This window comes from Hyphomicrobium sp. NDB2Meth4, from assembly GCF_900117445.1.
GTDB lineage: Bacteria > Pseudomonadota > Alphaproteobacteria > Rhizobiales > Hyphomicrobiaceae > Hyphomicrobium_A.
The window spans coordinates 344,672-362,194 of record NZ_FPEJ01000005.1 but is presented as its reverse complement, the minus strand read 5'-3'; the positions used below and the strand labels follow the sequence as shown (position 1 = coordinate 362,194).

At 63.6% G+C, this 17,523-nt stretch carries 17 protein-coding genes and 1 tRNA gene; 13 read left to right on the top strand and 5 right to left on the bottom strand.

Going from position 1 to position 17,523, the window contains the following annotated elements; genetic code table 11:
* The first annotated feature begins 108 nt into the window (after positions 1-108).
* Both NDB2M4_RS10640 and NDB2M4_RS10635 read left to right on the top strand, forming a co-directional pair.
* Complete coding sequence (locus tag NDB2M4_RS10640) at positions 109-915, top strand: hypothetical protein (RefSeq protein WP_072374412.1); 807 nt, start codon at positions 109-111, stop codon at positions 913-915.
* Positions 916-986: 71 nt separating this feature from the next.
* Complete coding sequence (locus NDB2M4_RS10635; RefSeq protein WP_072374409.1) at positions 987-1,544, top strand: ATP-binding protein; 558 nt, start codon at positions 987-989, stop codon at positions 1,542-1,544.
* A gap of 37 nt (positions 1,545-1,581) precedes the next feature.
* Here the strand turns inward: NDB2M4_RS10635 and NDB2M4_RS10630 are convergent, their stop codons facing one another.
* Positions 1,582-2,343, bottom strand: coding sequence for a PRC-barrel domain-containing protein (locus tag NDB2M4_RS10630; protein ID WP_083556153.1), 762 nt, complete (start codon positions 2,341-2,343; stop codon positions 1,582-1,584).
* Positions 2,344-2,699: 356 nt separating this feature from the next.
* Between NDB2M4_RS10630 and gyrA the strand changes: the two genes are divergently transcribed.
* Positions 2,700-5,462 carry a DNA gyrase subunit A gene (gyrA, locus tag NDB2M4_RS10625; RefSeq protein WP_072374403.1) on the top strand — a complete coding sequence of 921 codons (2,763 nt, stop codon included), beginning with the start codon at positions 2,700-2,702 and terminating at the stop codon, positions 5,460-5,462.
* A gap of 69 nt (positions 5,463-5,531) precedes the next feature.
* Here gyrA and NDB2M4_RS10620 read toward each other — a convergent pair whose 3' ends face one another.
* Positions 5,532-6,179, bottom strand: coding sequence for a Crp/Fnr family transcriptional regulator (locus tag NDB2M4_RS10620; RefSeq protein WP_171988077.1), 648 nt, complete (start codon positions 6,177-6,179; stop codon positions 5,532-5,534).
* A 390-nt stretch (positions 6,180-6,569) separates the two neighbouring features.
* On the opposite strand from NDB2M4_RS10620, the gene NDB2M4_RS10615 reads away from it, so the two are divergent.
* The 8 genes from NDB2M4_RS10615 (at position 6,570) to tgt (ending at position 12,442) form a co-directional block, all read left to right on the top strand.
* The gene (locus NDB2M4_RS10615) at positions 6,570-7,256 is read left to right on the top strand and encodes an OmpW/AlkL family protein (RefSeq protein WP_072374397.1); all 687 of its coding nucleotides are present in this window, start codon (positions 6,570-6,572) and stop codon (positions 7,254-7,256) included.
* 152 nt (positions 7,257-7,408) lie between these two features.
* Positions 7,409-7,912, top strand: coding sequence for a pantetheine-phosphate adenylyltransferase (gene coaD, locus NDB2M4_RS10610; protein ID WP_072374394.1), 504 nt, complete (start codon positions 7,409-7,411; stop codon positions 7,910-7,912).
* Positions 7,913-8,035: 123 nt separating this feature from the next.
* The gene (locus tag NDB2M4_RS10605; RefSeq protein WP_210186537.1) at positions 8,036-8,578 is read left to right on the top strand and encodes a peptidylprolyl isomerase; all 543 of its coding nucleotides are present in this window, start codon (positions 8,036-8,038) and stop codon (positions 8,576-8,578) included.
* Positions 8,579-8,789: 211 nt separating this feature from the next.
* Entirely contained in the window at positions 8,790-9,263 is a 474-nt protein-coding gene (locus NDB2M4_RS10600; RefSeq protein ID WP_072374392.1) for a peptidylprolyl isomerase, read from the top strand.
* A gap of 27 nt (positions 9,264-9,290) precedes the next feature.
* Positions 9,291-9,683, top strand: a complete 393-nt coding sequence (locus NDB2M4_RS10595; protein WP_244536130.1) for a DUF423 domain-containing protein — start codon at positions 9,291-9,293, stop codon at positions 9,681-9,683.
* A 32-nt stretch (positions 9,684-9,715) separates the two neighbouring features.
* Positions 9,716-10,165 (top strand): DMT family transporter, encoded by a 450-nt coding sequence (locus tag NDB2M4_RS10590; RefSeq protein ID WP_072374389.1) that lies wholly within the window; start codon positions 9,716-9,718, stop codon positions 10,163-10,165.
* Entirely contained in the window at positions 10,166-11,239 is a 1,074-nt protein-coding gene (queA, locus tag NDB2M4_RS10585; RefSeq protein ID WP_072374386.1) for a tRNA preQ1(34) S-adenosylmethionine ribosyltransferase-isomerase QueA, read from the top strand.
* Between the two features lie 78 nt (positions 11,240-11,317).
* Positions 11,318-12,442, top strand: coding sequence for a tRNA guanosine(34) transglycosylase Tgt (tgt, locus tag NDB2M4_RS10580; RefSeq protein ID WP_072374383.1), 1,125 nt, complete (start codon positions 11,318-11,320; stop codon positions 12,440-12,442).
* 215 nt (positions 12,443-12,657) lie between these two features.
* Here tgt and NDB2M4_RS10575 read toward each other — a convergent pair whose 3' ends face one another.
* Positions 12,658-12,891: a hypothetical protein gene (locus NDB2M4_RS10575; RefSeq protein WP_139247197.1), complete on the bottom strand. Its 234-nt coding sequence runs from the start codon at positions 12,889-12,891 to the stop codon at positions 12,658-12,660.
* Between the two features lie 18 nt (positions 12,892-12,909).
* On the bottom strand, positions 12,910-13,893 hold the full coding sequence (locus tag NDB2M4_RS10570; RefSeq protein ID WP_083556147.1) for a DMT family transporter: 984 nt from the start codon (positions 13,891-13,893) through the stop codon (positions 12,910-12,912).
* A 138-nt stretch (positions 13,894-14,031) separates the two neighbouring features.
* On the opposite strand from NDB2M4_RS10570, the gene NDB2M4_RS10565 reads away from it, so the two are divergent.
* Positions 14,032-14,106: transfer RNA gene (locus tag NDB2M4_RS10565), tRNA-Lys, on the top strand.
* Between the two features lie 333 nt (positions 14,107-14,439).
* On the opposite strand, the gene NDB2M4_RS10560 is transcribed toward NDB2M4_RS10565, so the two are convergent.
* A complete protein-coding gene (locus NDB2M4_RS10560) occupies positions 14,440-16,599 on the bottom strand; it encodes a TonB-dependent receptor (protein ID WP_072375050.1) in 2,160 nt (719 codons plus the stop codon).
* 334 nt (positions 16,600-16,933) lie between these two features.
* Between NDB2M4_RS10560 and NDB2M4_RS10555 the strand changes: the two genes are divergently transcribed.
* Positions 16,934-17,383: a CBS domain-containing protein gene (locus NDB2M4_RS10555; RefSeq protein ID WP_072375047.1), complete on the top strand. Its 450-nt coding sequence runs from the start codon at positions 16,934-16,936 to the stop codon at positions 17,381-17,383.
* The last annotated feature ends 140 nt before the right edge of the window (positions 17,384-17,523 follow it).

The following is a 17,523-nucleotide window of genomic DNA, read 5'->3' as shown; positions in this document are numbered from 1 at the left end:
GCAGCTATCACAATTTCGTCGCTGAAGACCCGCATTGCTTTTGCCGCCCGCCGGCACCGGTCGCGGGAGCAACTTAAGGGAGTGAAGATAATGTTCTGGCGATCCACTATGGCGCCACTTCTTGCAGTGCTTGCGTTTGGTGTAACCGCCGACGTTGCGTCGGCTCAGCCGCGGGACCGCGACAGAGGGCCGCCTCCTGGCTACGATCGCGGGCCGCCGCCGCCGCCCATGCGCGAGCAGTGGGAAATGCTGGGCGAGCAGGCCGTCGGCTTTGGTGTCGACCGCGATGTCATCCGCGTCGGCCGCCGCGAGGGATTTTTCAGCAAGATTGCGCTGGAGGTTCGCGACAATGACGTCGAAATCCTCGATCTCAAGGTGTTCTTCAAGCGCGGCATGCCGCAGGACGTTCGCGTGCGCCAGCGCATCCGCGCCGGAGACCGCACCCGGCCGATCGATCTGGTCGGCGGTGATCGCCTGATCGATCGGATCGAGATCGTCTACCGCTCGCGCCCGGGCTTCCGTGGGCAAGCCAAGGTCGCCGTGTTCGGACTGAAGAACCTGCCGCCTCCTCCTCCGCCGCCGGTTGCGCGCTGGGAAGAGTTGGGCTGCGGCAAGGTGGGCCTCAAGCCTGACCGCGATACGATCCGCGTCGGTCGCCGCGAGGGACGCTTCAGCGCGATCAAGCTGCTCGTGCGCGGCAGCAAGATCGAACTCATCGACCTCACGGTCGTTTACGAGCGCGGGCCGCCCGACCAGATCGTCGTGCGCAAGAAGATCGGCGACGGCGACGAGACGCCTCCGCTCGATCTGCGCGGCGAGCGTCGCATCATCGACCGCGTCGACCTGACGTATCGGCAGACGCTCGGACTGAACATGATCAAGGGCCCGGCAACGGTGTGCGTCCTCGGCCGCTGATTGGGCTTCGACTTGCTTGACTTCGAGAGCCCGGCCTCACCGCCGGGCTCTTTCGTTTTTGGGGGACTGCCGTGAGCAGGATTTATCTGACAGGCGCGTCCTGCTCGGGCGTTACGACGCTCGGCGCAGGCTTGGCGAAGGCCTTGCACGCCCTGCACGTCGACTGCGACGACTTCTACTGGATGCCGACTGATCCGCCCTTTACCGAGAAGCGCCCAGTAGAGAAGCGCGTGCGGATGATCGCCGCGGCGCTGGGGGACGGGGCTTGGGTATTGTCAGGGTCGTTCGACGGGTGGGGAGACTCACTCATATCGACCGTCGATCTCATCGTGATGGTGATCACGCCAACGCCCGTGCGCATGGCAAGGCTGAAGAAGCGGGAAAAACAGCGTTACGGGGACCGCATTCTTCCGGGGAATGACATGCACGAGAACCACAAGGCGTTCGCCGAGTGGGCGTCACGCTACGATGACCCGACATTTACGAGCCGCAGTCTTCACCGCCATTTAGCGTGGCTTGCCGAGCAGACTGCTCCCACTCTTCGCGTCGATGGGCGCAAATCCGAATTGGAGCTTGTGGCTGAGGTTCTCGACAAACTGCATCAGCATAAAAAAAGAGCCCCGCACTGAGGCGGGGCTCTCGAAGCTTCGATCGTGCGAAACGTGCTTAGGGCGTGGGCGCGGGAGCAGCGTCCTTCGGAGCCTCGGCCGGCGGGGTCTCAGCCGGCGTTTCGGCTGGTGCCGCTGGTGCAGCCTCGGTCTTGGGAGCTTCTGCGGCTGGCGGCGTCTCGGCCGGTGTTGCTTCAGGCTTGGGAGCCATCGCGTCCTTGGCGGCGTCGTAGGCTTCCTTGGTCGCCTCGCCGGCCTTGTCGAGAGCGGGCTTCACGCTCTCCTCGTAGGTTTTCTTGGCCGCTTCCTCGGCGCGCTGAAGCGCAGGGCCGGCCTCTTCCTTGGCCTTCTCGTAGGCGTCCTTCGCCGTCACGGAGCTCTTGTCGGAAAGCTCCTTAGCCTTCTCGATGGCGCGGTCGATGAGCGACTTCGGCGGCTGCTTGCGCTCGAAGGCCGGAAGCGCATCGAGCGTTTCCTTGGTGGCTTCGGGCAGGCTGACGATGACGACGCCGCTTTCGTTCTTGATCTGCAGAGCGGGGAGGGCAACGCCGACGCGCTTCTCGCCGAAGCCGGCGAACCCGCCGACGCCCAGGATCACGCCTTCGACCTGATTGTTGGCGTTGAGGATGAGGTCTTCGACGTCGCCGATGATGGCGCCATCCTTGTTGTGAACCTTGGCGCCAAGGAGCAGATCCTTGGCGAGATACTGTCCTTCACCCTGCGTGGTGACGAACACGTCCTGGGGGATGGCCGGGTCTGCAATTGCCGGCAGCGTCCAGAACGCTGCAACGGCTGCCAGGGCCAACACACCTCTTTGCATCGAACTCTCCTGTTGTTCTCGAACGGGCCCGTCGTCGGCGCCCGTGCCCCGCGTAGGATTAACCATACGTGGGCGCGGGCAGGCATGTAGCGCCAGACTGTGACGCTCTCAAGTCCGATGCGGGGCGGGAGGGGGCGGGTCCTGAGGATAAAGCCGGCCAATAAGTTGATGATTTAGCGATGAAAATTATGAGGTTGAGAACGGTGCCACAAAGCGTCGCGCACGTTGCACCAGAGGGAGCGTTTGGGGTAATCTGACGGCAGATTCTGACCCTGCCGACGCACGCCCCGAAAAGGCGTGCGTCGCGCTGTTGAAGCGGACCCAAACAAATCGTGGCTGATAGCACCGACGACCAGATGCCCGCAGGCAAACAGCCGAGCGACATCCGCCCCGTGACGATTTCGGACGAGATGAAGCGCTCGTACCTCGAGTACGCGATGAGCGTTATCGTCTCGCGCGCGCTGCCCGATGTCCGCGACGGCTTGAAGCCCGTGCATCGCCGCATCCTCTACGCGATGCAGCGACTGGGGCTCGACTGGAACAAGAAGCACATGAAGTCGTCCAAAGTCGTGGGCGACACGATGGGCGACTTCCATCCACACGGTAACCTCGCGATCTACGATGCGCTGGTGCGTCTGGCGCAAGACTTCTCCATGCGCGTGCCGCTGATCGACGGCCAGGGAAACTTCGGTTCGGTCGATGGCGATCCGCCCGCGGCCGAGCGCTACACCGAGGCGCGCCTGTCAAAGGTGGCGCAGTATCTGCTCGACGATCTCGACAAGGACACTGTCGACTTCAAGTCGAACTACGACGACCGACTGCTCGAGCCGTCGGTGCTGCCGGCAAAGTTTCCGAACCTGCTCGTCAATGGCGCTGGCGGCATCGCTGTCGGCATGGCGACGAACATCCCGCCGCACAATCTTGGCGAGGTCATCGACGCTTGCCTGGCGCAGCTGGAAAACCCTGAGATCACCATCGACGAGCTGTGCGGGATTATCCAGGGACCGGATTTCCCGACTGGCGCTCTGATCATCGGCCGCGCCGGGATTCTGGCCGCGTATCACAAGGGTCGCGGCTCGATCCTGATGCGCGCCAAGGTCGAGGTGGAGGAGATCCGCAAGGATCGCGAGGCGCTGATCGTCACCGCCATCCCTTACCAGGTCAACAAGAAGACGCTGATCGAGAAGATTGCCGATCTGGTGCGCGAGAAGCGCGTCGAGGGCATCTCGGATATCTGGGACGAAACCAACCGCGAAGGCATGCGTATCGTCATCGAGCTGAAGCGCGATGCGGTTGCCGACGTGGTGCTGAACCAGCTCTATCGCTACTCCGACCTGCAGACCTCGTTCGGCGCCAACATGCTGGCGCTCACCGGCGGGCGTCCTGAGCAGCTCAACCTCAAGGACATGATCGAGGCGTTCACGGCCTTCCGCGAGGAGGTGGTGAGCCGGCGCACCAAGTTCCTGCTCAACAAGGCGCGCGATCGCGCGCACGTGTTGGTTGGCTTGGCGATTGCCGTTGCCAACATCGACGAGGTGATCAAGCTCATCCGCTATGCGCCGAGCCCGGCGGATGCTCGTGAGCAGTTGATGGCGCGGGACTGGCCGGCGCGCGATATCGCGCCGCTTGTAGAGCTGATCGCCGATCCGCGGCACAAAGTGTCGACCGAGGGCACCTACAAGCTGTCGGAAGAGCAGGCCAAGGCGATCCTGGATTTGCGCCTTGCACGCCTCACGGCTCTGGGACGCGACGAGATCGCCGACGAGTTGAAGAAACTGGGCGAAGAGATCCGCGAATATCTCGCCATTCTGGCTTCGCGCCGGCGGATCGTCGATATCGTCGTCGGCGAGCTGACGGCCATCAAGGAAGAGTTCGCGACGCCGCGTAAGACCGAAATCCTCGAGATGGACGGCGACGTCGAGGACGAGGATCTGATCCAGCGCGAGGACGTCGTCGTCACCGTCTCGCACAAGGGCTACATCAAGCGCGTGCCGCTGGCGACCTATCGGGCGCAGCGGCGTGGCGGCAAGGGGCGTTCGGGCGCCGGCACGCGCGAAGAAGATGTCATCACGACGCTGTTCGTCGCCTCGACGCATACGCCGGTGCTGTTCTTCTCGTCGCGCGGCATGTGCTACCGCATGAAGGTGTGGCGTCTGCCAGCAGCGACACCGCAGGCCGTGGGCAAGGCGCTGGTGAACCTGTTGCCGCTGGCGCAGGGCGAGGTGATCACCTCCATCCTGCCGCTACCCGAAGACGCCGAGACGTGGGGCACGCTGCAACTGGCGTTCGCTACGCGCTCGGGCAGGGTGCGTCGCAATGCGCTGTCGGACTTCGAGAATATCAATCGCAACGGCAAGATCGCGATGAAGCTCGACGAGGGCGATCAGATCGTGTCGGTGAATATCTGCACGCCCGATAACGACGTGCTGCTGACCACCGCCAAAGGGCGCTGCATCCGCTTCCTGCTGGAAGACGAGGTGCGTCTGTTCAAGGGACGTGACTCGGACGGCGTGCGCGGCATCAAGCTTGACGACGGCGACGAGATCATCTCGATGACGGTGCTGACGCACGTCGGTGCCGACGCGCCAGAGCGTGCCGCCTACCTGAAGCAGGCCAACATGCTGCGCCGGGCACAGGGCGATGATATCGCTGACGAGGTTGTCGAGGCGGCGGATGCGGACGAGGAAGAGGTCGAGGGAGCTGCGGCTGCCGAGTTGACGCCGGAACGGTTCGCCGAACTTTCAGCCAAAGAGCAGTTCGTTCTGACGGTGTCGGAGCGCGGCTTCGGCAAACGCTCGTCGTCGTACGAATATCGAATCTCCGGTCGCGGCGGCAAAGGCATCGTTGCCATGGTCGTCAACGACCGCAATGGACCGCTGGTGGCGTCGTTCCCGGTGGTCGACAGCGATCAGATCATGCTGGTGACGGATGGCGGTCAGCTCATCCGCTGCCCGGTCAACGACGTGCGGATCGCCGGCCGCAACACGCAGGGCGTGCGCATCTTCAAGACGGACGGCGACAAGGTCGTGTCGGTGGAGCGCATCCCCGACGACGGCAGCGAGCCCGAGGACGGCGAGGACGAAGCGGGCGCCGGCGACGAGACGCCTGCAACGGAATAGCCGGTTGGTGAAGCGCGGAAGGTCGCGCACCCGGAAGGGTGTCGACCTTGCTTTTCGACCGGTTTGGTTTCAGGTGCTGGGCGCGTGAAGCGTCTGCAGCGTCGTTGCGATCGGGCTTGCCTGCAGCAGCGCCTCCCAGGCGGGAAGCACGGTGTGCCCGTTGCGGGCGTGCTGCAGCAGTCCACGCGATTTGAAGCGCGACGTGATGCGGCTCAAAGTGTCGGGATTGAGCGACAGGTAGTCGGCGACGTCGGTGCGCGATAGCGGGACATCAAACGAGATCCCAGCCGGCCCGCGCATGCCGAGGCGCAGGCCCAATTCGATCAGCAGAGAAGCGAATCGCTCATCGCCGCTCAACGCGCCGATAATCGAGGCGTGGAGCGTCGCACGGGCGTGCTGCTCAGCAAGACGCTTCTGAGTCTGACTGATCTGATCGGGGTTGGCCGCAGTCAGCGAATCGAAGCTGCGGGCGGGAAGGCGCCATACTTCGGTGACGCTCAATGCTGTGAGCGTGAGGCCCGGAAGGTCGGGCACGAGCGCGCGGCGGATGATGTCTCCCGGATAGAATAACTCCAGCAACTGCCTGTGTTTTCCGGGAGGGGACGCTTCGGTGCCGAGCAGTCCGGAGCGGACGATATAGACGGCCTCGGCGGGCGCCTGATCGAGCGCGAGGCGCTGCCGACGGCGTGCGCGCACGGGCGTCGCATGCTCGCGCATGACTGTTTCCGATTCTCCGATCCGGGGACCGAGACGCTGGGAAGGCTGATGCTGGCTCACGGTGTGCGCGCTGCTATCAAGGATTGTCATGTTTTCAAGTGTGCACGGCATTGCCCTTTCCGGGCTTGATCCTGATCAAAGCCGGGGGACGTGCGACCAGAAGGCCGCGCGGCGAAGTTGCCAGGATACTTTTGAGCGGCGTCAACCATTTCGTGTCGGGCGCGCCACAGGGACTGATCGAGCGTCTGTAGGCCTGATATTCGTCAGTGTAGTCGCAGATTAATCCCTCGGCAATTCACAGGTTTAGGGGAAGGTTGTGCACATCGATTTGGTCCCGAGTCGAACGCCGTGGGGGCGCGGAAGCGGGGCTGAGACAGAAGGGGCACTACGATGCGAGCAAAGACGATCTGGATTAGCGCAGCCGCGCTGGTAATGGGTGTGATGGCGGCGGTGCCCGCTCAGGCCGGCGACAGCAGCGGCAATTTCCAAGCAAAGCTGGGCGTGACGGGCATTATCTTCGACGACAACACGACGTCCACGTCGCCGGTTCCGCTTGGCACGGCTGAGGTCAACGACACGGTCATCCCGACGCTGGCGCTGACCTACTATCTCACCAACAACTGGGCCGTCGAGCTGTTCTGCTGCTTCGCCCAGGTGAACGTGGATGGCAAGTCGGGCCAGCTTGGCAGCCTCGGCAAGCTGGCCTCCACGTGGGTGTTTCCGCCGATCCTGACTGCGCAGTACCACTTCGACGGCATGGGCCCCATCAAGCCTTACGTCGGCGCTGGCGTGCAGTGGATCCACTACTTCGACGAGAAGTCGAACCTCGCTGGCAGCAGCGTCGATTTCGACGATAGCTGGGGCTTTGTGCTGCAGGGCGGCGTCGATTACGACCTCGGCCAGGGCTGGTCGCTCGGCATCGACGTGAAGAAGGCGTGGCTCGACACGGAGCTGAACTACTCGAGCGGCGTTTCCGCCAAGCACGACCTCGACCCGCTGTATGTGACCGCCAACCTTGGCTATCGCTTCAACCTATCGGACCTCTTCGGTTCGCGCTCGGTCGAGCCGCTGAAGTAAGCCGGTTCCAGGCAAAGCCATTAATCGATCGGGCGGGTGCCGGAAGGCCCCGCCCGTTCTTTTTTGTTTACGCGATACGCTACGGGGTTGATGTAGGCTGCGTGGCCGCGACATTGCGTGGCCCCATACAACTCAAGGCGTGTTGACCGTCTATGCAACGCATCGGGTTTTATTCCGGCTCCTTCGATCCCGTGACGCTCGGGCACACGGATGTCATCGCGCGCGCTTGCCGTCTGTTCGACCGCCTGGTGATCGGGGTCGGCACGCATGACGCCAAGCGGCCGCTATTTTCCGTGGCGGAGCGGGTGGCGATGCTGGAGGCGGAGACAAAAGCCATCGCGGACGAGTCGGGCGTCACGATCGACATCACAACGTTCGGCGGGCTGGCGGTCGATGCCGCGCGTGCTGCAGGTGCCGGAGTGATCGTGCGCGGGCTGCGCGATGCCACGGACTTTGATTACGAGGTGCGCATGGGCAGCATGAATGCTGCGATGGCATCCGACATCGAGACGGTGTTTCTCGCGGCGACCCCCTCGGTTGGGCATATCGCAGCGAATCTGGTGCGCCAGATCGCTGAAATGGGGGGCGATGCCTCCTCGTTCGTTTCGCCCGCCGTTGCTGCGAAGCTGAAAGCGAAAGCCCTGCAAAAGGGCTAGTCCGGGCACGGCGTCGTTGCGCGCGCGGCGAGGAGCGGTAAAATCGACACGGATAGCGGTCGATGCTCGAATGCCGCCGCTCAGTGCCTCAGCAGAAACTACGGGAAGGGAAGCCCCATGCGGATGTTGACTTGCCTCATGCTGGCGTTCTTTGCGCTTGCGGGCGCGGCGTGCTCGGACCAGCAACAGGCGAGCGCCGACGGCAACATACTGGTGATCGAGACCAAGCACGGGAAGGTTCTCGTCAAATTGCGTCCGGATCTGGCGCCCAAGCATGTCGAGCGCGTCAAGACGCTGGCGAAGGAAGGCTTCTACGACGGCCTGAAGTTCCATCGCGTGATCGACGGCTTTATGGCGCAGACGGGCGATCCGCTGGGTAGCGGCGCGGGCGGCTCCAACTATCCCGATCTGCCGGCCGAGTTTTCGTCAGAACCTTACAGGCGCGGCACGGTGGGCGCGGCGCGCACGGCGGACCCCAATAGCGCGAACAGCCAGTTCTTCATCTGCTTCAACGATACGGGGTGCTCGAGCCTGACGGGCCAGTACACCGTGTGGGGGCAGGTGATCGACGGCATGGACGCCGTCGACAAGATCGCCAAGGGTGAGCCTCCGGCGGTGCCCGACATCATGGAAAAGGTCTACCTGCAGCCGGACGCCAAGAAGTAACGGCGCGGACGCTCATTTCCTGGCCCGTCTGGCGGGGGCACCTGCCAGAGTGCTGGAGCGTGCGCGCTGCCTGATTCCCGCCGTGCGCGTGAGCCCCGACAGGCGTGCGAGGGCGGTCGGAAGGCCGCGGGCACGGCATTTGCGCCCGCGGGCGCGACCCCCTAAACCCTAACCCGGCTACGAGCCTCAACCCCCCAGCTTGGAGACAACCATGGCGACGCCTGATCCGGAGAACACACTCATCATCGAGACGACGCAGGGCCGCGTGGTGATCGAGTTGCGTCCCGATCTTGCACCGAAGCACGTCGAGCGCATCAAGACGCTGGCGCGCGAAGGCTTTTACGATGGCATCCCGTTCCATCGCGTGATCGAAGGCTTCATGGCGCAGACCGGCTGCCCGAAGGGCATCGGTACGGGTGGCTCGAGCTATCCGAACCTGAAGGCCGAGTTCAACCGCGAGCCGCACGTGCGCGGCGTTTGCTCGATGGCGCGCGCGCAGAGCCCGGATAGCGCCAACAGCCAGTTCTTCATCGTGTTCGACGATGCCACCTTCCTCGACGGCCAGTATACCGTGTGGGGCAAGGTGATCGAGGGCATGGAAAACGTCGACAAGATCAAGCGCGGCGAGCCAGTGCAGAACCCGGACCGCATGGTGTCGGTGAAAGTCGGCGCGGACGCAGCGTAAACAAAGAGTGCGGAAAGAGGACTTGTCATGGAAGCTTCCAGCCTGAGCACGATGGGCGCAGCACTCATTGTCTATGCCGGACTTGCGGGTGCGGCGGGCGTGGCGCTTGCCGCTGCTGGAGCGCATGGCAGCGATCTTTCCGCACTGACGCCGCCGGCGTACTTCCTGATCATGCATGCAACGGCCTCGGCGGCGATCATCGCGGTTGCGGCACGGGCGTCGCATCCGGGGATATTTCTGTTTGCTGCGTTCCTGCTGCTGGCCGGTGCGACGCTGTTCAGCGGCGACATCGCGCTGAGGACGTTTACGGGCGACCGGCTGTTCCCGATGGCGGCTCCGACGGGCGGGACGACGATGATCGTTGGCTGGCTGATCGTGGCGCTGGGCGGCGCATGGGAGCTGTTCTCGGGACGCGGTTGACGGAGATACCCGTCGCAAGGAGACGTCGGCGCATGATGGGTTTCGTCTGGGGGCTTGCCGGTGTTCTGGCCGGTGCGTTCATCGCTCTGCAGTCGCCGATCAATGCGCATCTGGCGCGCGATCTGGGCTTTCCCCTTGCCGCGGCGGCGGCGTCGTTCATCGCCGGCGCGGTTGTGCTGGTGGCGCTGGCGAGTGCTTCTTCCTTGGCGCAGGGCGTCTCCATCGCTTGGCGCGCGCCTCCGCTCTGGATGTTCATCGCCGGCGGCTGCCTAGGCGCAGCATACGTGACAATTACGATCATCCTGACGCCGAAGCTCGGGACGGCAGCCACGATGGCTTTCATCGTGACGGGGCAACTCGTCGGTGGGCTGGTGCTCGATCACTTCGGTTACTTCGGCCTTGCCGTACGCGAGATCACCGTCGGCCGCGTCGGCGGCGCTGTGCTGCTTCTCGCCGGGGCGCTGCTGATCCGCTTGACCTAGATGCGTACCGACCTTTTCGATTTCGAGTTGCCCGAGGCAGCCATCGCGCTGCATCCGGCCAGCCCGCGCGACAGTGCGCGCATGCTCGTGGTGCCCGAAGGTGGCGGCCCGTTCGGGGACCGCGGGGTGCGAGACCTGCCGGGGCTGCTGCGCTCGGGCGATGCGCTCGTCTTCAACGATACCCGGGTCATTCCAGCGGCGCTCGAAGGCGTGCGTCGTCGAGGCGATCTGACGGCGAACGTGGCACTGACGTTGATCGAGCGGCTCGGTGCCAATCGCTGGCGTGCACTGGCGCGGCCGGCGAAGCGGTTGCAGCCGGGTGACCGGCTGCACTTCGGGCATAGCGGCGAGATGTGCATGCAGGGCGCGCTCGATGGAACCGTCGAAGCACGCGGCGATGCAGGAGAGGTCGACGTCGCGTTCGATCTTTCCGGTCCCGATCTCGATGCGGCGATTGCCGCTGTGGGCGAGATGCCGCTGCCGCCGTACATCGCGGGCAAGCGCGGCGTCGAGGCGGCGGATAGGGCCGACTATCAAACCGTCTATGCCGCGCACGATGGCGCTGTCGCGGCGCCGACGGCTGGGCTGCATTTCACGCCGGAGCTTTTCGAAGCGCTCGCGGCGCGGGGCATCGAGAAGCACTTCGTGACGCTGCACGTTGGGGCGGGAACGTTCCTTCCGGTGAAGGCGGAAGATACTTCCGGCCACAAGATGCATTCCGAATGGGGCGAGGTGAGTGCCGAGACGGTGGCGGAGCTGAAGGCTGCGCGGGCGCGGGGCGGGCGCATCGTGGCTGTCGGGACGACGTCGCTGCGACTGCTGGAGTCGGCTTCGGTGAGCGGTGAACTCGAACCGTTCAGCGGCTCGACCGACATCTTCATCACGCCGGGCTACCGGTTCCGGTCGGTCGATGTCCTGATGACGAACTTCCACCTGCCGCGCTCGACGCTGTTCATGCTGGTGTCGGCGTTTGCCGGGCTGGAGCGGATGCAGGCGGCCTACGCACATGCGATTGCGCAAGGCTACCGGTTCTATTCATACGGTGACTCTTCATTGTTGTTCCGGGCGGATTAACCCCTCGCCCGCGTGACAGGTGCCATGAGACATGGCAGTTGCAGTGCGCGGATCAAAAAGGCCAAAGCGATAGGTTAGATGCAAGAGCGGGTGGCGAGTTTCGGTTTCGAACTGAAAGGGCAGAGCGGGGCGGCGCGTCTCGGGCTGCTGACGACGCCGCACGGGGCAGTGCGCACGCCGGCTTTCATGCCCGTCGGTACTGTGGGGACGGTGAAGGCGCTGTACTTCGATCAGGTGAAGGCGGCCGGCGCCGATATCGTTCTGGCCAACACGTATCACCTGATGCTGCGGCCGGGTGCGGAGCGCGTGGCGCGGCTCGGCGGTCTGCACACGTTCATGCGCTGGGATGGCCCGATCCTCACCGACAGCGGCGGCTTTCAGGTGATGTCGCTGTCGAAGATCCGCGAGATGAGCGAAGAGGGCGTGCGCTTCCGCTCGCACATCGACGGCAGCCGGCACATGCTGACGCCGGAGCGCGCGGTCGATATCCAGTGCCTGCTTGGCTCGGATATTCAGATGCAGCTCGACCAATGCATCGAGCTGCCGGCGGAGCGGCGGGAGGTTGAGCGCGCGATGGAGCTGTCGCTGCGCTGGGCGGAGCGGGCGAAGCGCGCATTCGAGACGCGTGCGGCGCCCGGACAGGCGCTGTTCGGAATCGTGCAGGGCGGGACCGATGCGGAGCTGCGGCAGCGCTCGGCCGATGCGCTGGTGGCGATGGATTTTCCCGGCTATGCGGTCGGTGGTCTTGCGGTGGGCGAGGGGCAGGAGCTGATGCTGCGCACGCTGGAAGGTGTGCTGCCGCATCTGCCGACGACGAAGCCGCGCTATCTGATGGGCGTGGGCACGCCGTCTGACTTGATCAAGTCGGTGCAGCGGGGCGTCGATATGTTCGATTGCGTGCTGCCGACGCGCAACGGGCGTCATGGCCTCGCCTTCACCTGGAACGGCAAGGTGAACCTGCGCAACGCCATGCACGCGGAAGATTCAGCGCCGCTCGATCCGCAAAGCTCGTGCCCGGCCGCGCGCGATTATTCACGCGCGTATCTGCATCACCTCATTCGTTCGGGCGAGTTTTTGGGGGCGATGCTGCTGTCGTGGGTGAATACGGCGTTCTATCAGGAGCTGATGGCGGCGATGCGCGCGGCGATTGCCGAGGGGCGCTTCGATGCCTGGGCAGAAGAGACGCTTAGTAAGATCGAGTAGGCCTGACACGAGCTGCAAGAAGCATCGTTTTTTGTTCGTGACGCAAGCGGTGAGCAGCTTTGTCTGCGGCTGATGTCGCGCGGGTTGAGGGCCGGCGCTCGCGCCGGGCCCCCTTGGGCCCTTGGCGCCTTCGGCGGCGTTTTTCAGGGGTGACGCAAGCTGCACGGGCGCATTTGGCGCCCGAGGATGACGAAGTCAGCCGGAATTCTATAGGCTTAGGCGCAGAACATGATTCCGTCACGGCCACGCAGGTGGCCGTCCACGCCAGCTTCAGCAATCGCGACGTTGAGAGATTGCTGGAGAGGTAGAGGAAACGTCTCCATTTCCTGGCGACGGTTGTGCGCCTCGATAGTGGCGTGGATGGCCGACTTCTCGGCCATGACGGGAGTGGTGGCGGCTGCCGACCTCACCCGGACAGCAGCAGGACTGCCCGAGGATAACGAAGTCATGTCGCTGCGCTCGGTCCGTCAGGGTGGGTCGGTGGGGGCGACTTCGGCGCGCAGCTTGTTCTCGCGGTGCAGAAGATAAATGCCTGAGCCGATGATCACCGCCGAGCCTACAAGCGTGTAGATGTCGGGCATATCGCTGAACACGGCGAAGCCGAATGCCACCATCGTCAAAAGCTGCACGTAGAGGAACGGCGCGACGCTGGATGCGGGCGCGAGGCGATAGGCGTGGATGAAAAGGTAATGCCCGACGCCGCCGAAGACCCCGAGACCTGACAGCAGCAGCCATTCGCTCCAGTTTTGCGGCCAGACCCATTGCCAGATGGCAAAGGGCGCGAGCGCGAACGTGCCGATGAGGATCGAATAGAACAGCATGGTGATCGGCTTGTCGTAGGCCGCGAGATAGCGCGTCAGGATCATGAAGAACGAATAGACGAGCATGCCGGTGAAGGAGACGGCGAAGGCGGGGTGCAGGGCGCCGAAGCCCGGATGCACGACGATGAGTACGCCAATGAAGCCGACAAAGATTGCGACCAGCCGGCGCCAGCCGACCCATTCGCCGAGGAACGGACCGGCGAGCAGGGCGACGATGAGCGGGGCCAGGAAGGTGACCGATACGGTCTGGTCGAGGCGCAGATGGCGCAGGGCGATGAAGTTACACGCCGTGGTCGACACCATGAGGAAGGAGCGCGTCAGTTCCAGCTTCAGTTTTCTGGTGTGCAGAAGCGCCGACAGCGGCATGGCGGTCAGGAGCGTCAGCATGAGCGTGAACTGGCCGAGGAAGCGTGCCCAGACGACCTCGATCGCGGGCAGGTGCGCGTGCGTGACGAGATACTTCGCCGAGGTGTCGAGGGCGGAGAACAGGGTGACGGCAATGCACATCAACCCGATCGCCTTGAGACGGTCGGCGGCAGGGGTGAGCGTTTCGCGCGGCGCCTGAGCGCCGGGGTGCACGTGCCCGTCCGCCTCGCGAGGGGCGGCTTCTGTTCCGGTCCTTTGATCCATGCGCGCTTCTTTAGCGCAGCATGGGGACGCCGACTAAGGGCCAAAACGCACAGGGGAGAAGCCGGTGGGGCAAGGCTTTGAGTGTCCGGTCGCCTTGACCTTTGGGGGGCAAGCCGCCTAAAAGCACGGCTCCCTTGGGGGCCCGTAGCTCAGCGGTAGAGCGCCTGACTTTTAATCAGGATGTCGATGGTTCGATCCCATCCGGGCTCACCAATGATTTCAATGTATTACGAGTCTTTTGCCCCGGCATTCTGCCGCTTTGCGAACGCGCTTGCGCGCCTCGTTCATCAGGAAGAGGCGCGGGTCGAGGACGCGGCCCTTGCGCTTTCGCTCGGGCACCATGAGCCCGATGGGGGTGCTGCGCCCTAGCGCGTCAAGGCACGTGGTCTACTCGGGAAAGAAAGGTCCATCATTGTCGGACAACGGCATCCGCCGTCTGGGGAACCACGTTACTGGAGACGGCTTTGTGCCGTCCTGACCCGATGCGGGCATCCGCGTCCGAAGAGACGGCGCTTTTCAAGTCTGTTTCGCCTAGTCAGAAGCCAATTACCACTGCTGAGTGATCGCCAACCGGAACGAGCGTGGCTCCAGCGGGTGAAAGTGAATGCCTCCCTCCGGACTGGCGGCCACCGGAAAGCGAGATTCGTAGTAGTAATCGATTTGGCTCGCGGTCTCGTCGAGGAGGTTGAATCCGTCGACTTGCACGATCAGCCCGTGGCCAAAATTGTATCCCAGTCGCGCGGAGACCGGCGCTGACGATTTCGATCGTACGCTGTTGTCCTCGGTGAGCGGACGCGGTCCGAAGTAACGCACATTTGCGGCGCCGAACATGCCGCCCCAGAGCTCAGCGAACGATAGCCCCGCTGAAATTACGCCTTCTACAGCTCCCGGGATACGATCGCCGGCCGGGTCTTCGTCAGTGAAGCGCGCCTGGGTGTAAGCCGCGTCGAGGTCAAGATAGAGCCAGCGAAGCAGATGCGCCTTCACGCTGAACTCTGCTCCGATGCGCCGGCTTGGCCGGCTTGGCTCCGTGGTGCCGGCGTCGCCCACGAACAGGATCTCGGAATCGAAATCTAGAACAAAGGCAGCGAGCGTCGTCGTGACGTCGCGCGTCGGCTGCGAGCGCAAGCCGACCTCGGCGCCTTTGGAGCGCACGAGCAGCGGAGAGGGATCCACGTTGGCGAGGCTTACGGGGTCGATCGTCGTGGCGGTGCCGCGCGCATCGTTGCTGTGGAAGCCGGTACCGGCGTTGAGATACAGCTCGGTATTGGCCCAGGGACCTAGCACCAGGCCGGCTTTGGGGCTGAGCATCCCGTCCGTTTCCTCCCCCGAGTTCTCCCCGCGATCGCTGGCGACATCGACGCTGAAAATATCGCCGCGAAGTCCGATCGTCGTGCGCATCCACTGAGTCCATCGCGTGGTGTTCTCCATGAACACCCCGGCGCTCGATTCCGATACGGCGTCCTCGCGCACGGTCGAAAGGCGCTGGCGCTGCCTGGTATTGAACAGCCCGACATCGATGTCGTCGTAACGCACGTCGATGCCCAAGGTCACTGCAGTCTGTGCCATGCCCGGGAGAGTAGAGTAATAGGTTTTCGCCGCGGTCCCGCCCGCGATCACGCGATCGTCGGACTGTTGGAACTGGTCGCCATTCACGGGATCGTTGAGGAAATACGTGAAGTTGTTGAACAGATCGAGGTCGCTCTTGATCAGATAGGCATTGATGCGTGTCGCACTGTCGGCGTCGGTTGCATGCCAGCGGCCCGAGAGGCTGTAGCGGTGAGAGGTTCCCCCGTCCGTCGGATCGACGGCGTCGAAGCGGTCAAGATTCCCTGCCTCCACCGCATTGAGGGGGATCTGGTCCGTGGAGTTCCAGCGGCCTGAGTAAGTCATAGCTGTGAGCGCGAAGCCGTTAGCATAGGAGCCGTTCGAATAGCGGACGACACCGTTGAGCTTTCGCAGGTCGTCTGGGTTCTCCCATGGCCCATTGAAGCCCACGATCTCGCCGGCCACCATGATCGAGCCGTCGACGCCGAGCGAAGCGGTCTGCGCGCCAACGGCGCGCCGTTGGCCAAATTGCCCGATCTCAAGCTTAGCGAAGTTGGGGCGCGTCTGGTCGACGACGTCGAGATGAACGGCGCCCGCTGAGGCGAAATCGCCTTCCTCTGCGAAATAGGGGCCTTTGTGAAAAGAGAGACCGCGCACGATTTCCGGGATGATGAAGTTAGTGTCGGCGTAACCCTGGCCGTGGCCGTGCGTGCGCATGTTGACCGGCATGCCATCGACGGAGATGGCGAGGTCAGTCCCGTGATCGAGATTAAATCCGCGCAGGAAGTACTGATTGGCTTTACCCTCGCCGCTATGCTGCGTGACGGTCAGCCCGGGCACGGTTTCGAGCATTTCACCCGTGCGATAGACAGGCGTCGCAGCCAATTCCGCGGCCGTGACGATGCCCTGGCTGGCGGATTGCGCCACGCCGACCTGAGAGCTGCGCGGGTCTAGTACGTCGAGCGGCGTGAAAGGCAGTGTCGCCGGCGCGTCCTTGGTCCCCGCGGAGGGCGCCTGGGCCTCAACCGGTGGTGATGCCGGTTTGGTTTTCTTCGCGGACTTTGGCTTTGACTCCTTGGCGGTCGTTACGACAGTCACCGCCGGGAGCTGTTCTACCTGCTGCGCGGCCGAAGGAGCGGCGCAGGCTACAGCCAGCATGCCAAACGCCACCAATAACCAAACACGCACGACTATCACCCAAGCAACGCAACCAGAGATCGTTACGGACGATAGTGCTCGATAGAGATGCAGCGGAAGGGTGGGCCACTCATCCCTCGTTGAATGGCGCGCTGAGTAATGGGCAAGACACACAAGTGGTCAGCGTGCATCCATCGCGGTGACGAAATGAAAACATCGCGCCCAGTGCGATCGGGAACGCGCTCCCGGAAGGGCGGTATAGATGCTGCGATTCCAAATTGGTCTGGGTCTTGCTCCGTACGCGGCCTCGCAGCCGCAGGCATCGCGCGGCGGTCAACAAGAGGCAGCGGGACATATGAGAACGAGACGTTCGAACAAAGTTGCCGACCTGCTGAAAACAAAGGCTCCAGGGGCGGTGACGATCAAGCCGTCCGAAAGTATCGCAATACTTGCGCGCCGGCTGCAGCAAGAGCGGATGGGCGCGATGGTCGTCAGCAAGGATGGCCGGTCAGTCGACGGAATCATCTCGGAACGCGACGTCACATATGCGCTGGCGCTTCATCGCGGGCAGCTGCATACACTCCCCGTCTCCTCATTGATGACGAAGAATGTCGTCACCTGCAGCCCGCAGGACAATCTCGCAGAGGTGTCAAAGGTGATGGCCGCGCGCCACATCCGTCACGTGCCAGTCGTCGATGGTGGTTGCCTCGTCGGGGTGATTGGCATGCGCGACGTCTTCATGCATCGGCTCGATGAGATGCAACACGTGACGCAACTCCTGCGCAGCTACATCGCCAGCGAGTAGCGTTTGCCGAGTCTTGCTGACGACTGAGAGCGCATGCAGAGGCGTGCGCGTGCTGCGCTGCACTCGGCAATTGGTCTCCTCAAACTGACCTCGAGCAACCGAGCGTGCGGCGGTCAGTCGCTATCCACTTCGTATCGATG

Excerpts from the sequence above, each read along its gene's own strand:
- NDB2M4_RS10640 (WP_072374412.1), top strand. The coding sequence starts at position 109 with ATGGCGCCACTTCTTGCAGTGCTTGCGTTTGGTGTAACCGCCGACGTT.
- NDB2M4_RS10630 (WP_083556153.1), bottom strand. The coding sequence starts at position 2,343 with ATGCAAAGAGGTGTGTTGGCCCTGGCAGCCGTTGCAGCGTTCTGGACG.
- gyrA (WP_072374403.1), top strand. The coding sequence starts at position 2,700 with ATGCCCGCAGGCAAACAGCCGAGCGACATCCGCCCCGTGACGATTTCG.
- NDB2M4_RS10620 (WP_171988077.1), bottom strand. The coding sequence starts at position 6,179 with ATGCGCGAGCATGCGACGCCCGTGCGCGCACGCCGTCGGCAGCGCCTC.
- NDB2M4_RS10615 (WP_072374397.1), top strand. The coding sequence starts at position 6,570 with ATGCGAGCAAAGACGATCTGGATTAGCGCAGCCGCGCTGGTAATGGGT.
- coaD (WP_072374394.1), top strand. The coding sequence starts at position 7,409 with ATGCAACGCATCGGGTTTTATTCCGGCTCCTTCGATCCCGTGACGCTC.
- NDB2M4_RS10605 (WP_210186537.1), top strand. The coding sequence starts at position 8,036 with ATGTTGACTTGCCTCATGCTGGCGTTCTTTGCGCTTGCGGGCGCGGCG.
- NDB2M4_RS10600 (WP_072374392.1), top strand. The coding sequence starts at position 8,790 with ATGGCGACGCCTGATCCGGAGAACACACTCATCATCGAGACGACGCAG.
- NDB2M4_RS10595 (WP_244536130.1), top strand. The coding sequence starts at position 9,291 with ATGGAAGCTTCCAGCCTGAGCACGATGGGCGCAGCACTCATTGTCTAT.
- NDB2M4_RS10590 (WP_072374389.1), top strand. The coding sequence starts at position 9,716 with ATGATGGGTTTCGTCTGGGGGCTTGCCGGTGTTCTGGCCGGTGCGTTC.
- queA (WP_072374386.1), top strand. The coding sequence starts at position 10,166 with ATGCGTACCGACCTTTTCGATTTCGAGTTGCCCGAGGCAGCCATCGCG.
- tgt (WP_072374383.1), top strand. The coding sequence starts at position 11,318 with ATGCAAGAGCGGGTGGCGAGTTTCGGTTTCGAACTGAAAGGGCAGAGC.
- NDB2M4_RS10575 (WP_139247197.1), bottom strand. The coding sequence starts at position 12,891 with ATGACTTCGTTATCCTCGGGCAGTCCTGCTGCTGTCCGGGTGAGGTCG.
- NDB2M4_RS10570 (WP_083556147.1), bottom strand. The coding sequence starts at position 13,893 with ATGGATCAAAGGACCGGAACAGAAGCCGCCCCTCGCGAGGCGGACGGG.
- NDB2M4_RS10560 (WP_072375050.1), bottom strand. The coding sequence starts at position 16,599 with ATGCTGGCTGTAGCCTGCGCCGCTCCTTCGGCCGCGCAGCAGGTAGAA.
- NDB2M4_RS10555 (WP_072375047.1), top strand. The coding sequence starts at position 16,934 with ATGAGAACGAGACGTTCGAACAAAGTTGCCGACCTGCTGAAAACAAAG.